The sequence below is a fragment of the Streptomyces sp. CA-106110 genome (assembly GCF_050936285.1).
In the GTDB taxonomy this organism is placed as follows: Bacteria; Actinomycetota; Actinomycetes; order Streptomycetales; family Streptomycetaceae; genus Streptomyces.
On the sequence record NZ_JBNJNB010000001.1, the window covers coordinates 365,774 to 379,901 of the forward strand.

Sequence of the window (14,128 nt, forward strand, 5' to 3'; positions counted from 1 at the left end):
TGGTTCTGGCGAAAGACGGCAGGCATGCGGGATATCAGCCAAAGGAGTCTGCTAGGGGCGGGACTCGGGGCCGCGGCGATCCAGCGCGCCAGGCCATCGCCCTCAAGAGGCCCCCTCCGTCCCCGGGCAGACCACGGGCCGCGGTCGGCTGCTAAGAGATATCCCGTAATGCGGTTCGGTGCGTGCCTCACCACCTCCGGGGCTTCAGTTAGCTGATGTCGATCTTGAGGTTGTGAAGCGCCGCGACGCCGGCGACGGCGTGGTTGATGGCGTCGCCGCGGCGGCGGCATTGCCGCAGGATTTGATGGTCTTTGAGGCGTGCGATGGTGTGCTCGGCTACTGCTCGCCGTTTCCGGAACCGTTTGTAGGTCCGATCTTTGATGATGCGGCCGTCTGGTCCGCGACGTGGTGTTCTGATGTGAGCGCAGCCGCGGTAGCCGGCGTCGCCGGCGAGCCGCGGGTGAGCTGGAAGGGTCCGGCCGAGAGTTTCCCGGAAGACGACGATGTCGTTGCGGTTCCCTGGCCATGCGTCACCGAGTGCGGCGATGCGTCTGTCCCGGGCCCGGCAGACGACCTGGACGTTGACGCTGTGCCGGTAGTTCTTGCTTTTCGCGGTGTGGGTGTGGTCGTGGACGGGGATGAGGGTGCCGTCGACGACCCACAGCTCCCGCCGGTCACCCGGGGGCGGCCCCAGGAGTTCCCCGAGGAGCGGTGCGAGAGGGGAAATCACGCGGTGTACGGTGGAGTCGGTTGTTTCGAACAGTGACGCCAACTGCTGCCTTGTGAGGTTGGTCCGGTAGGCGAGGACGAGCAGCAGGACCCGGTCGGGGAACGGAAGCGCCCAGTTCCGGCCGTGGTCGGCCTCTGGTCTCCGTTCCCACAGCTGCTCGACGAGGTGCTGCATCTGTGGCCCGGTGAGCCCGGTGAAGGCGCGGAGTTCAACGCTCGTGCAGCGGGCCAGAGTCAGGCGCATAAGGGCACCTTAGAAGCCGTATCTCAACCGACCATGGAACGTGCCGGTCGAACAGGTTTCCCGTCGGGGTGATCTTCCCGTTGTGTGCGCATGAGAGCAGGGCCTCTCGGTAGCTCGGGGATGCGAATCGAACCGAGCAATGCCGGGAGGCCCTGGTGTCGTTGTTGTACGCGTCCGAGTCCGTCCAGTTCAACTCAGCCGCTCCATCGTGTGATTGCCTCGCGCATGTGTACGGCAACGCGGCTGATCATCCAGATCGGGTGCGCCGGTATCCGTCGGACATGACGGACGCAGAGTGGGCGGCCATCCGGCCGTTGCTGCCGGTGCCTGCCTGGCTCCAGGGGCGGGGCGGGCAGCCCGAGGGCTATTGCCACCGCCAGATGCTGGACGCGATCCGCTACCTGGTCGCGGGCGGGATCTCGTGGCGGGCGATGCCCGCGGACTTCCCCGATTGGGGCCGGGTGTATGCCTTCTTCCGCCGCTGGCGCGAGCACGGGCTGATCGGCGAGTTCCACGACCGACTGCGCGGAAAGGTCCGTGAACGCGAAGGCCGTGAGGCTGAGCCCACGGCAGGGGTCATCGACGCGCAGTCGGTGCGGGCCGCCGCGACGGTGCCGGCCGCCTCACGCGGCTACGACGGCGGGAAGAAGGTGCCGGGCCGCAAGCGGCACATCGTGACCGACACGCTCGGTCTGCTGCTCGTCGTCGCGGTCACCGCCGCGAATATCGGTGACCGGGACGCAGCGGCGGGCCTGCTGAGGCGGCTGCGCCGCCTGCACCGCGACATCACCCTGGTCTGGGCCGACGGCGGCTACACCGGCGACCTGGTCGACTGGTGCCGGCAGAAACTCGCCCTCACCCTTCAGATCGTCAAGCGCACCGACGACATGAAAGGGTTCGTGGTGCTGCCCAGACGCTGGGTAGCAGAGCGCACATTCGCATGGCTGATGAACTCCCGCCGTCTGGCCCGGGATTACGAGACTCTGCCCGCTACCAGCGAGGCGATGATCCGGTGGTCGATGATCACGCGGATGGGCCGGCGTCTGGCACGGCCACGGGCCGCTGGCCGGCGCTGAACATCCCAGACGTGTCCTGCACGAGCCACCCGCGCTCCGCCAGGCGCCTGGCCTTCGAGCGCACGCCCTCGACCTTCGCCGGCGTCGTCTGAAGGCCCAACTGAACTGCGATCTCCCTGGCCTTCAGCGGTCCTTGACCCGCCGGGGCCCGCTCCTGCACCACCTCCAGGATCCGCTGGTAGTCCGGCGCCAGCACCGTCACCGGCAGCCCGTCCCGCCACGGCGGCACCGTCGAGCCGGGCACCGGCACCGGTGAGGGCGCCGTTACCTGCTCCGCCCCGGCCTCGGTTACGGCAGTCGTCTCGGCGGCGGAGGCGGCCAACGCCTCGATCAGTTCCTCCCGCGCGATCACCCGCCGGTCCAGCTCGATCTCCGCGGCCTCCAACACCTCAGCCAGCCGCGCGGCCTCCTCCCGCAACCCCTCCACCCGCACCCGGGCAGCCGTCTCCCGCTCCTCCAGCATTCCCAGCACCGACGCCACCGCGCACCCCTCGGCCATCAAGCAGACACAAGACGCCGCATCCCTCCCTCACCCCGAGCGAAACCATGCCTGAGCAGCAGAAATCAAACGATCACGTTCAGTTGAGATACGGCTTCTTAGAACGCCAAGAACGTCCGTCGCCCAGCCGTTGTCAGTGGGCGTCTGTAGCTTTGGACTTGCTTGCCGGAGCTGTCAAGTTCCGGACAGGGCATCGCCGTTGCCGTAGACAAAGGAGGTGGGATGCCGTGAGTGCAGAGCTGCTCGACCCGGTATCTGCCTGTGACGTGTCTGCCCGCCGGTTCCGTGGGAAGAACAAAGGCAAGCGGTGGACGCGCGGCGACGGCACCGAGCTCGCGGTAATCCGGCTGCCGCTCGAGGTGAGCGGGCTCGACAGCCAGTTGCGAGTAGAGCAACTGTACTGGGCGATGTGGTCGGTCAAACGCGCGCTACAGCGCGATGCCCGGGCCGCGGTCGACGCGTACTGGGCCGGGGACGTGCGCCGCGATGTCGACGCGAAAGGGTGGCGTGTCGAGCTGGGCCTGTCCCGTGCGGGCATGGAACGCCGCGGGTACCGACACATGGAACGCTCCCGGCATCTGGGCCGGCACGTCACCAAAGCTCTGGTGATGCATCAGGCCGACGAGGTGTGGGAAGGCGTCAGTCGGCACCTGTTCCCCGATGAGTCCGGTCGCCGGTTCGGGCGGCCGAGGACCGGCACCTGGTGGGACTACACCCGCATCCCCGGCCGTGCCCGCTCGCACACCACGGCCCGCAAGTGGGAGACGTTCCGCCTGCACGGCACCCTTGCCGAGCATCTGGACGCCTACCGGCACCGGGACCTCGACCAGGCCATCACCACCCCGGAGCAGGCAGCCGGGCTGCCGCCGACCACGAGTGTTCTCGCGCAGCCGCGGCGCATGCCCGTGCCCGCGAGGCCCCGCCGAGTGGAGACCGGCGACGTCACCGCGAAGGGAAAACCAAAAACCCGGGCTGCGACATGGTGGGACCACACCGGCCCGCTCGCCCTGGTGTTCACCGGCGGCGCCGACTCCCAGCGCGGCGACCTCGTCCTGCCCGTGCGGCTGCCTTCCGGTGCCGGCCGCTGGCCGCGGCTGGTCCATTTCTTGAACAACCCAGAAACCTGGCACAAGGTCGACCTCGTCCGCCGCCGTGATGCCAGTGCGCCTGGTGGGTGGGCATACGAGGCGCACCTGATGGTCCTCACCAGCGGATACGCGTCCCCAGCCACGAAGGCGCGGCGGGCTGCCGCAGCCGACCTGAACCGGGTCGGTGGGATCGACGGCAACGTCTCCAACCTGTCCGTCGTCTCCTTCCCAGACACCTTCGACCCCGCAGACGGCGCAGTGAGCTCGACCAGGGTCGAGCTCACCGATGATGAGAGGGCCGCACTCGAAAAGGCCCGTCGCAAGGAACGGGGCCGCAAACGTGCCCTCGACCGGTCCCGCCGCGCCACCAACCCAGGCCAGTACGCGCCGTCGAAACGCCAGCAGGCCCGAGCCGCACGACGCAAGACCGCCGGACTCCCGGAACGGCACGTTCACGTTCCGGGCGGCGCGCGGGCGGCGAACAAGGCCGGAGTACCCAAACAGGCATACCGCAGGGACACCCTCTCGGCCGGCTACCGCCTTGACCGTGCGAAGCTCGCCGAGGCCGCGGCCACCGCGGCCGCCGCGAAAGACCACCGCGCACGGCGAATCGCTGAGCGGATCGTTGCCGATCATGGCGTCAACCTGACCGTCGAGGACTGCGACATCCGCACCTGGTACCGGCTGTGGGGCCGCGCCCTGCAAGCCACCACACCTGGCCGGCTCATCGCCGCGATCGGCAAAGAATGCGAGAAGACCAGCGGCCGCCTGCTGCGCGCGTCGACCTTCACCACGAAGCTGTCCCAGACCTGCCTGTGCGGCGACCAGGTGCGGAAAAGCCTCGCCGACCGGGCGCACGCCTGCACCTCCTGCGGCCTGGTCGCCGACCGCGACATGGTCTCCGCCGCACTCGCCGCGCACGTCCGGCTCACCGATCCAGACGATCCCAGCACTGCGGGCCTGGACACCGTCCAGGCCCGCACCACACAGATCTTGTTCTCACCAGGGCTGCAAGAAGCCCTGTCGAGTCAACCGCAGCGCGGTGGCCGCCCCAGCAGGGGCCGCACCCACGCGGCAGCCCACGGTCCGGGAATCCCCGGCCGGCAGGCCTCTGCTCGACGAAACACCCCCGACCGGCACCGGCCCACCCCGAATGAGACCCGACCCGCGAACCAGCGGCACAAGGACCACGTCGGAACAGCCGCCCACACAGGAAACACCGCAGCCCGCGGCGGTATCCCTGCGCGGGAACCGATCGGGTGGCATCCCAATACGGGATGACTCTTAGGCGGTTTGTGTCGGGGTGGTGGTGCGACGGAGCTGGGGCAGGCAGATGATCAGTCCGCTGAGCAGGCCCAGGGCGCCGAAGAGCCAGTAGGCGTTGTGGAAGGCGGTGAGTGCGGTACCGGCCCCGGGTGTACCGACGATGGCGGCGAAGAGACTGACGCCGAGGACAGCGCCGAGCTGGCGAAAGCTCTGGTTGATCGCGGAGCCGACGGCGAACTGGGCAGGCGCCAGTGGCTTGGTGGAGGCGACGGACAGCGTGGGCAGGTTGAGGCCGAGGCTGATTCCGGTGACCGCCATGACGGGCAGCCAGAGGGCGGCCACGTGCGCGTGGGTGGAGAGCGCCAGTGCGAGGGCGCCTTGGGCGACGGCGAAGAGAACGGCCCCGGCGAGGAACACGACCTTGTGCCCGTATGTGTGCACCATGCGGGTGGCGGGGCGGGCGGTGATAGTCGTCAGGATGGGGTTGGGCAGGCAGGCCAGGGCGGCGATCAGCACCGAGTAGTGCCACTCCGTTTGCAGGAAGATGAAGTTGCTCAGGAGCACGGCGAAGAACGCCAGGCCGAACACCAGCGAGGCCGCGTTGACCAGCCTGAACTGGGGGACGTTGAACAGCGCCAGGTCCATGACGGGCCGGACTGCGGTGCGGGTGCGCCACACGAAGGCCGGCAGTAGTACGACGGCGACGACGAAGGCGGCGATCACCCGGGGGCTGGTCCAGCCCCAGCTCGGGCCTTCGACGATGCCCAGGCTCAGCGCGGCGGGAATCACCGCGATCAGCACCGCGCCCAGCGGGTCGGGGATTCCGCGGGCGCCCTGCTCGCGGGTCTCGCGCAGCAGCCGCAGCCCGACGATGAGGACCAGCGCGCAGATCGGCACGTTCACCAGGAAGATCCAGCGCCAGGAGGCGTACTCGATGAGCAGCGCGCCCAGGGTGGGGCCGACCGCGGCCGCGGCCGCGGCCATCGTGCCCCAGGTGCCGATGGCCGCAGGGCGGCGCGAGGGCGGGAACTCGGGCAGGATCAGGGCCAGCGAGGTCGGGATGGTCAGCGCGGCGAAGGCCCCCTGCAGCCCGCGGGCGATGATGAGCACCGTCGCGCTGGGGGCGAGCCCGCACAGCGCGCTCATCAGACCGAAGCCGGTCATGCCGATCAGGAAGACCCGCTTGCGGCCGTACCGGTCGGCAAGGCGCCCGGCGGGTATCAGCGCCGCGGCGAAAACCAGGCTGTAAATGTTCAGCACCCAGCTCAAGTGCCCGATGGTGGTGTGGAAGCTGCTGCCGATCGTCTCGAAGGCGACGTTGACGATGGTGGTGTCGAGGAACACCACGAACGCACCGAGGCTGCTCAGGGCGAGTACGCGCCCAGCGTGCCGGCGCGCCGCAGGGTCCTGGGGCTCGTCCGGGGCGGTACCGCCCTGGGCCGCCCCGGTTGCCGTCCGCGGGGACGGATCGCCGATGGTCCGCTTGTGGAGGGACATGTGCCGTTCCTTGTCTCGTGGGCGGCGGCCGCGGATCTGGGTCCGTGGCCTGGGGGTCAATAAATAGGAGCATATGCTCCTATTGGGGCGGCTCGCAAACACCGAGAACGAGACAGCAGGTCAGCCGCCCGCCGAGGGCGATGATGCGGAACATCCAACCGACTCAGGCTGCACCGGCGAGGAGGCGGACCAGGCAAGGGCGGCCGAACACCCACAGGCACACTGCGCTGCGCCACCGGACGCAGTGCCCGCACCCGGTGGCGGCGTGGTCGCGGCCACCGAGAAACGGCTCGGGCGCAGGCTGTCCGGCAGTCGGAATGGCGTACCAGCGCTTCCCCTCGCGCTTGATGCTGATCATCTTGGCCTGGCCGACCACCGGCGGGCGCTGGTGCACCTTGACGCGCCCGCCCCCTTGGAGGCGGGCACGGGTTCCATGGTCGTGCGGGTGGAGCCCCAGCGACACCCGTCGCCACCACCCTTGGCACATCCATCACGCGGCGTATCCCACTATGCAATGTCAAGTGGTTTGGTTGAAAAGCCCGTTGAGGTTGCTCGGGATACCGAAACAGTGGTTGCATCACGTCTCGACGCGATGACGGAAAGTCACAATACGGCGCTGTGCCCGCACTCCACGACGCATCGAGATCGTCGACCGGGCGCGGCAAGGACAAGAACCGACAACGACAGCCGCCCTCTCCGAACGGGCGGTGTGCGCCGTTCAGGAGGGAGCAACGTGGGTTGCTGGCACGCTGCAACATGCCCCCTTTTCCCCCTACTCAGGGCAAGCTTGCAAAGCTGGCGCATGTACTACTGCGACAGCGAGGATCAGTGGCACGATTGCGCGCGCTACCAGTTGTCGCTCACCGGCGAACGCGTGCCGATCAGTCTGCTGCCCAACGGAGCCAGCGCGCGGCACCTCGAACCCCGGCCCGATGAGAACCGGTCCGGCGCGGCCGACCCAAGGCAAGCACCCCGACAGACCCCGCCACCAGGACCCAATCCCTACTCCCCGCAGACCGGGACTTGGTCCCAGCCGGGACCAGACCGGCCACCGCAGCGGTCAGGACCTGGAACCGCGTCGCCGGGAATGACCGCCCCGTTCGCAGCCCCCTCGCCGGAAACGGTGGGACATCACCGACCGTCACCACCCACACAATTTCCCCAGCCTCCGGACCGCTTCGCTCGACACGCGCGCCCAGCGTCCGACTCGAAGCGCGGCTGGTGGGCTCGATTCGCCGATTGGATGAAAGGCCCTGCATGAGTTCCTACTGGCCCTGGTGGGCGGGCGCTGTCGGGCTCGCTCTGGTCACCATCAACTACACCCTCACCACCGATCGGTCTTTCGGGGTCTCCTCGGCGTGGGACCGCGTGTTGCACTGGCGCAGGGAACGTGAGCTCGAACGGACGGAGGAGGAGTTCGAAGACGATCGTGCCCTCGCCGACGCGCTCACCGCGGAGCACTTCGGAGCCGGTCCCGGTGCGGCAGCCATGTCGCAGGCTCCGTACGGGGGGACACAAGCGCTGGACCCGGCCGTCGAACCGGCTGCAGGTGACGGTCCCTCGGCCACGAGTCTGCGGCCGGTCCCGGTGGTCACCCAGGCTGCCTTGCTGGTGTCGATCTTCCTCGGCGGACTGATCGCCGCGGTCACCTCCGGGCGGTTCCACCTCCGCTTCGACATGGGCTCGGGTTTTCGGAACCTGGTCACCGCCAATCCGATCACCATGGTCGCCCTGTTGTTCGTGGGAGGCGTGCTCGTCGGCTTTGGCACTCGATTGGCCGGCGGGTGCAGCTCCGGCCACGGACTCAGCGGCTGCGGCCGTCTACGCCCGGTCAGCATCGTCGCGACCGCGGTGTTCTTCGGCACCGCTGTCGGGGTGTCGTTCCTCTTGTGGAAGGTGATCTGATGCGCACCCGCGGCGCGATTCTGATGGCCAACATCATCACCGGTCTGACCCTCGGCTATACCGTCACGAACATCGGTTTCGGCGACTACACCGAACTGAACCGCATGTTCACCTTTCAGGACCTGCGCATGATGCTCTCCTTCGCCGGCGCCGTCGTGATCATCGCATGCATGTTCGCTCTGCTACGGGTCCGCCGCACCCTGGGGCGGATCCACGCCGGAGTGATCCCAGGCGCAGTGTTGTTCGGTACGGGCTGGGCCATCTCAGGTGGGTGCCCGGCAATCCCGATCACTCAGGTTGCCAGCGGATATCTGCCTGCCCTGGTCACAATCGTCGGCGTCGCCATCGGTATCCGGCTGTGCCGTTGGGCCAACGCCCGATACTTCCACCTCGACCGGGGCTCCTGCGGGCTCTGATCAAGGCCACCCACCGACACGACCACCAAGCAGTCACCGCTCTCGGTGCGGCCGCGTCGCGAACGGTACATGGTCACGCCGCTGCCGCAGAGCCTGCTTCCGCCGGGAGTTCCCGAACTGAGCATGGACGCGGTCTGCGACCGGCTCGACCGGATGCCCGAGGTCAAGGTGACCCGCAGGCTCCAGCCGTCGGAAAAACTCCAGTCGACCGGACTGCAGCCCTCCTGCCCGGAGATCGCGGTCGTCGAGGCGGCCGAGGCCCAGGTGCCGGCGATGCGGTCGCTGCACGTGCACATCGAACCGGACCTGCCGCTGTCCGCGGCCGGGCCCGTCGCCGCGCCGCCCGCCGCAGTCGTGCCGCTGCGTGATCCGGGGCTGGTGATGCCCCTGGAACAACCCGTGGACATCACATTGCGCGTCTGCAGCCTGGACGGCGAACCACTGGCGGGCGCGGGAGTGTTCCTGATCGGCGCGACACGGCCGGCCCAGGGCCTCACCGGCGCCGACGGGACGGCGGGTGCGTTCCGGGACCGATCTCGCGCACGGCACGGACGAGGGCTGGGCGAAGGACGAGGTAGGCACCGGCACGCATGCGGCGGGCGCCATCGCCGGGGCGGACACCGGCAAGGACGTCATCGGCATCGCGGTCGACGCCGAGATCGACGTCTGCAAGGCGTGCCGCCGTACGGCCGACCCGTCCGAGCGCCGAAGTCGCTCCCGCAGGATGCAGGCGTCACGCTGGAAAACATGAGCACACACCCGCCACCGGGGCCCGCTCAGCCGCATGAGCTGCCGCCCCTATCACCGATGCTGGCGGTGATCGGACCGCTGCCCCCACCACAGACGCAGGGCGAGTACGCGTACGAAACGTTGTGGAACGGGGAACGCACCATCGTCCACCTGCCCGCCGACGGGACGGTGCAGTTTGTGTCCGTCGCCGGGCTGAACGTGACGGCCCAGTACCCGGAACTGCAGGCCCTCGCGGGACTGCTGCCGGCGCCGGAGGCGGTGCTGGACGGGGAGATCGTCGTGCTCGACGACGAAGGACGCCCGTCGGTGGAACGGCTGCAGCAGCGCATCAGCCTGCACCACCCGGCCGCTGTCGATCACGCCCGCTGCGACCTTCCCGTCCAGCTGATGATCTACGACATCCTCTTCCTGGGCGAACCCACCATCCAGCTGCCATACACAGCTCGCCGCGACCTGCTGGACGACCTCAGCCTCACCGGCCCCGGCATCATGATGCCCGCCGCCTGGCCCGCCATGGCCCCTGCCGCCCTGGAACACAGCCGACTCGAAGGTTTCGACGGCATCGTCGCCAAACGCCTCACCAGCCCCTACCTTCCCGGGAGGCGCACCCGCGACTGGATCAAGATCAAGCACCTGGCCCCGCCAGGGGACCCCGGCCAGGGGACGTCGTAAGACTTGAAGGCTCCCCTCTCTGAAGGGAGGGGATTGTCCACCCTCCAGGGCTGATGTGGGGATTCACGGCTCAGGCCGCCACCTGAGCCGGCGGCTCAGGTGGTCTTACGCCCTCGGCACCGTCCGGGTTCCAACCTGCCCGGACCAGCATCACGCGGGCGGAGTTCTTGTCCCTGGGCGAGACGGCTCCGCACACGGTGCAGGCATAGGTTCTCATCGAGAGAGGAGTGCGTGCTTGGTTCTCGCTCCGCACTGCGCGCAGTCCATCGTGGTGTGCGCCGGGTGCACGAGGCGGACGTCCCGTGCGTGCTTGCGCCCCATCTCGACCAGAGCGCGTTTGGTGGCGGCGATGGCGGCATCGGCCGCCTTGCGGGCCATCGTGGTTTTCGCGAGGAACTTCGGGCGGAAGTCCTCCACCGCCACCCCGTCATGATCACGCATCACGGACTTGGCCCACTTGCGGCCGGTGTCCTCCCGCTGCCGCGCGATCTTCTTGTGCAGCTTCGCGGCCTGTGCCTGCGCCTTCCGGTAGCCCTTGGATGCGGGCCGGCCCTTCGGACGCCGGCGCCGGGCCATCATCCGCTGGTAGCGGGCGAGCCCCTGCGCGGCCCGCTTGCCGTACTCGGCATGCGGGAGATCGTAGGCGCCATCCGTGGTGGTGGCCGTCTCCTTCACACCCCAGTCCACCCCGAGCACCCGCCCCGTGAGGGCAAGCGGTTCGCTCCGCGCGGGGGCGACGAAGGACACATACCAGTGCCCGAGCGTGTCCCGGTACACGCGCACACTCGACGGGTCAGCCGGAAGAGCCCGCGACCACACCACGCTCACCACGATCTGGCCCGCAAGGTGCAGACGACCGTCCTTCAGACGGAAACCCCGCCGGGTGTAGTTCAGGCTCGGGCGGCTGTCCCGCTTGCGCTTGAAGCGGGGCATCCCGGCCCGGCGGTGCACCGGAAGCCCGTCCTTGATGTCCTTCAGCGCCTTCGCCCGCGACTTGGCGAAGTCCCGAATCACCTGCTGCTGCGGCACCGAGGCACCCTCGGCCAGCCACGGTGTCACCCCGCGGGCGTCGGTCAGCATCCTGTCCAGCTGGGCCGGACCACACGTCAGCTTCTCTCCGGACCCCTTGGCTCGCTGGTGGACCTGCTTGGACTTGGCCACGCATTCATTCCAGAGCCACCGGCAGCGGTCCCACTCCGCTTCAAGTGCGCGCCGCGCGGTAGCCGACAGGCGCACACGGAAGGAGTACCGGGCATGCCCGGCCCCCTCCGTGGTCGCGTCTGTCGTCATGCAACCGAACCTACCCGGGGGGACTGACAGTTGAGACCTCTTGATCGCCACGGGCTCGCTCACCTCGTCGCGGGTGGACGGTCTTTCGCCCTGGAGGCGAAACCCCTATTTCCTGTCCTGCTCCGCAGGAGTCCGATTCCTCCCCGGCCTGAAGGCCGGGGCATCCTCGGAGGAACCCGGTGAACCATGTCGATCACGCCGTGAGCAGTGGGAGACGGCCAGGTGTTCACGGGCCGGGAAACGGATCGCTCCCGCCTCGAAGCACTCGCCACCCGCCGCCCCTCACCCCCTGACCGACCGCGCCCAACCCCGCAGTGCGAGCGGGATACCCGCCCGGCGCACGCCGCCGACGTCATCAGCACCCCGCAGGTCAGCCACGGCATCGCCCGGGCATGCGCAACAGAGCACAGACGAGAACCAGTTCAAGGGAGGCCGGCGCCGGGCGTGTCGAAGGTGGGCGGGCACCGCACCGTGCGCGAGGGCCGCGGCGTACAAGGTCCGGCCGCTACAGGCGCAGACGCCGACGACCCGCTCGGGGTACGCGATGGATGGACAGTGCTCAAGCGCCACCTGGTGGTCGACGCGTCGGCACGCGAACCTCAACGTGCTGGGTCGCTGCCGCTTCCGTGCTTCCAACCCGGCCAACGGTGGCCTGAGGCCGCGACCCGGCCACCGCCGATACCAGCGAGGAAGAGGAGAGGTGAGCTTTCTACACCGACGGTCTCTTCGCCAGCATCCTCCGCTGCACCCGCCTGCCCTGCGCGACCGCCAGGGGGACGGCATGCAGCCCGAACGAGGGGAGCGCGTCTGCCAGGCGCGCCTGCAGTCCCCGCCAGCCCGGTACCACGGTGACCGGGCGTGGGCGGTCCAGCACCTTGCGCACCGCTTCGACGGCCTCCTCGGGCATGAGCAGTTTGCCGGAGAAGGACAGTGCCGCGGCGGGGTCGTCGAGTTTGTCGTGGAGCATCGGGGTCCAGATGCCGTCGGGGCAGACGCAGGAGATGTCGATCTCTTTGATCCCGGCCAGGCGCAGGTCGGCGAGTGTGCTCAGGCTGAAGCCGATCGCGGCGTGCTTGGACGCGGCGTACACCGCCTCGCCCGGGACCGCGGTCAGTCCCGCCAGGGATACGACGTTGACGATGTGCCCGCCCGTGCCCCGCATGGCCTCGATTGCGGCGACGGTGCCGTTGACGGTGCCGAGCGCGTTGACCTCCAGCATCAGGCGTCGTACGTCGGGCGGCTGCTCCCAAGCGGGCCCGGTCACGAGCACGCCGGCGTTGTTGACCCACACGTCGAGGCGGCCGGCTTCTGCCACGATGCGGTCCCGCGCCGCGGCGACCTGGACCTCGTCGCGCACGTCGACGGCGGCCCACAACACGTCAGGCCCGAGCTCGGCCGCCGCGGCGCATGCCGCTTCCTCGTCGACGTCGGTGACCAGCACTTGGTGGCGGCGCTGGACCAGAGCCGCGGCGATCAGCCTGCCGAGGCCGCGGCCCGCCCCGGTGACCACCGCGCCGGCGCGGGAGCGGTTCATCGCCGACCGCCCTTGATCTCGCCGTAGGTGATCCCGCCGTGGACGTAGGTGGGCACCACCGGCCAGAACCGCTTCCACGAGGCCAGCTCGGTGGACGGCAGGATCTGCAGCCAGCGCGGGTCCGCCTTGCACCGGTCGGCGAGCGTCTTCTCCTTGACCATCGAGTCGTACTGGTCCAGCGAGTCCTCCAGCGTGTTGGCGTTGGGGCATATCTCGCGGCCGAAGACCTCGTGGTAGCGGCGTACGCCGGGAATCTTGGACAGCTCCGGCTGCCAGTTGTCCAGCGAAATGCCGTTCTCCGAGGACACCCACACCCCGTCGGGGGTGTTGAGCACCAGCGAGTGGTTGCCATCGGTGTGCCCGGGCGTCCACAGCAGTGCGATGCCGGGACCGAGCTCGACGTCCCCGTCGAAGGTGACGAACTTCTCCGGGTCGACGCCGTCGAGCCCGCCGTCGACGTACCAGGCCCACTGCATGGGGTGCAGGGACTCGAGGGTCGCCAGCTCGCGGTGGTGCACCAGCATCCTCGCCCCGCCGAACAGCGGTTTGCGTTCGGCTGCCTCGCCCTCGATGACCTCGGTGGAGCCCAGGATCATCCGCGGGTCCTGTACGTGCAGGTGGTCGAAGGTGCAGAAGTCGATGTCGTCGGGGGTCAGCCCCAGTCGGCGCAGCACGTCGCCGGGCTCGGCGTAATACCTCAGCACCATCCGCTCGAGCAGCTTGCCACCGGGAACCTTGTCCGTCACCTTCTGCAGGTTGCGGTAGAACGGCGCCTGTGCGGAGCCCTCCGGCACCGTCGGCTCGAAGACCAGCGTGCGTGCCCGGCCGTCGAAGTCGTCGTACTGCACGACGATCATGCGGTTGATCATCGAGATCAGCGGGAGCGTGGGCACCGAGACGGCGTCGTGGAAGGCGTACTTCACGGGGTATGGCGCCGCGGCGATGTCAACCGACTTCACCGCGCGCACCTGGCCCTGGGCCTTGAAGCGCTCCTTGTACGCCGCGGCTGCCTCGCGGACCGCCCGCAGCCGTTCGCCGCGCGGCCACACGTCGTGGACGCCGTCGAACTCGGGGATCACTCTCGCACCGATTTCGGTGAGATGGTCGGTTCCGGCTGTCGCCATGGGCCCACTCCTCGCTCTCGTCGCCGGGTCAGCACAAT

At 68.9% G+C, this 14,128-nt stretch carries 12 protein-coding genes and 1 pseudogene; 6 read left to right on the forward strand and 7 right to left on the reverse strand.

From position 1 onward, the window contains the following. Window positions 1–208: 208 nt before the first annotated feature. Window positions 209–973 carry a transposase gene (locus ACQEXA_RS01850; RefSeq protein ID WP_433128311.1) on the reverse strand — a complete coding sequence of 255 codons (765 nt, stop codon included), beginning with the start codon at window positions 971–973 and terminating at the stop codon, window positions 209–211. Window positions 974–1,254: 281 nt separating this feature from the next. Between ACQEXA_RS01850 and ACQEXA_RS01855 the strand changes: the two genes are divergently transcribed. Beyond that, window positions 1,255–2,049, forward strand: coding sequence for an IS5 family transposase (locus tag ACQEXA_RS01855; protein ID WP_432937853.1), 795 nt, complete (start codon window positions 1,255–1,257; stop codon window positions 2,047–2,049). Here ACQEXA_RS01855 and ACQEXA_RS01860 read toward each other — a convergent pair. After that, window positions 1,997–2,548: a hypothetical protein gene (locus tag ACQEXA_RS01860; RefSeq protein WP_432937851.1), complete on the reverse strand. Its 552-nt coding sequence runs from the start codon at window positions 2,546–2,548 to the stop codon at window positions 1,997–1,999. The two genes, ACQEXA_RS01855 and ACQEXA_RS01860, sit on opposite strands and share 53 nt — an antisense overlap. Window positions 2,549–2,775: 227 nt before the next feature. On the opposite strand from ACQEXA_RS01860, the gene ACQEXA_RS01865 reads away from it, so the two are divergent. Beyond that, complete coding sequence (locus tag ACQEXA_RS01865; protein WP_433128313.1) at window positions 2,776–4,917, forward strand: transposase; 2,142 nt, start codon at window positions 2,776–2,778, stop codon at window positions 4,915–4,917. Window positions 4,918–4,920: 3 nt separating this feature from the next. On the opposite strand, the gene ACQEXA_RS01870 is transcribed toward ACQEXA_RS01865, so the two are convergent. Both ACQEXA_RS01870 and ACQEXA_RS01875 read right to left on the reverse strand, forming a co-directional pair. After that, on the reverse strand, window positions 4,921–6,399 hold the full coding sequence (locus tag ACQEXA_RS01870) for an MFS transporter (RefSeq protein ID WP_433128315.1): 1,479 nt from the start codon (window positions 6,397–6,399) through the stop codon (window positions 4,921–4,923). 163 nt (window positions 6,400–6,562) lie between these two features. After that, the gene (locus ACQEXA_RS01875) at window positions 6,563–6,862 is read right to left on the reverse strand and encodes a hypothetical protein (RefSeq protein ID WP_432937840.1); all 300 of its coding nucleotides are present in this window, start codon (window positions 6,860–6,862) and stop codon (window positions 6,563–6,565) included. 794 nt (window positions 6,863–7,656) lie between these two features. On the opposite strand from ACQEXA_RS01875, the gene ACQEXA_RS01880 reads away from it, so the two are divergent. From ACQEXA_RS01880 to ACQEXA_RS01895, 4 genes are all read left to right on the forward strand, one after another. After that, window positions 7,657–8,304 (forward strand): YeeE/YedE family protein, encoded by a 648-nt coding sequence (locus tag ACQEXA_RS01880; protein WP_432937837.1) that lies wholly within the window; start codon window positions 7,657–7,659, stop codon window positions 8,302–8,304. Continuing rightward, window positions 8,304–8,720 carry a YeeE/YedE thiosulfate transporter family protein gene (locus ACQEXA_RS01885; protein WP_433128317.1) on the forward strand — a complete coding sequence of 139 codons (417 nt, stop codon included), beginning with the start codon at window positions 8,304–8,306 and terminating at the stop codon, window positions 8,718–8,720. The genes ACQEXA_RS01880 and ACQEXA_RS01885 overlap by 1 nt, the downstream gene beginning before the upstream one ends. 517 nt (window positions 8,721–9,237) lie before the next feature. Continuing rightward, window positions 9,238–9,471, forward strand: a complete 234-nt coding sequence (locus ACQEXA_RS01890) for a hypothetical protein (protein ID WP_432937832.1) — start codon at window positions 9,238–9,240, stop codon at window positions 9,469–9,471. After that, complete coding sequence (locus ACQEXA_RS01895; protein ID WP_432937829.1) at window positions 9,468–10,142, forward strand: hypothetical protein; 675 nt, start codon at window positions 9,468–9,470, stop codon at window positions 10,140–10,142. Before ACQEXA_RS01890 ends, ACQEXA_RS01895 begins: the two co-directional genes overlap by 4 nt. 70 nt (window positions 10,143–10,212) lie before the next feature. Here the strand turns inward: ACQEXA_RS01895 and ACQEXA_RS01900 are convergent. The 3 genes and pseudogenes from ACQEXA_RS01900 to ACQEXA_RS01910 form a co-directional block, all read right to left on the reverse strand. Next, window positions 10,213–11,432, reverse strand: a pseudogene (locus tag ACQEXA_RS01900) (RNA-guided endonuclease InsQ/TnpB family protein). Window positions 11,433–12,141: 709 nt separating this feature from the next. Next, window positions 12,142–12,966 (reverse strand): SDR family oxidoreductase, encoded by an 825-nt coding sequence (locus ACQEXA_RS01905; protein ID WP_433128319.1) that lies wholly within the window; start codon window positions 12,964–12,966, stop codon window positions 12,142–12,144. Next, complete coding sequence (locus ACQEXA_RS01910; RefSeq protein WP_433128321.1) at window positions 12,963–14,090, reverse strand: hypothetical protein; 1,128 nt, start codon at window positions 14,088–14,090, stop codon at window positions 12,963–12,965. The genes ACQEXA_RS01905 and ACQEXA_RS01910 overlap by 4 nt, the downstream gene beginning before the upstream one ends. Window positions 14,091–14,128: the final 38 nt, after the last annotated feature.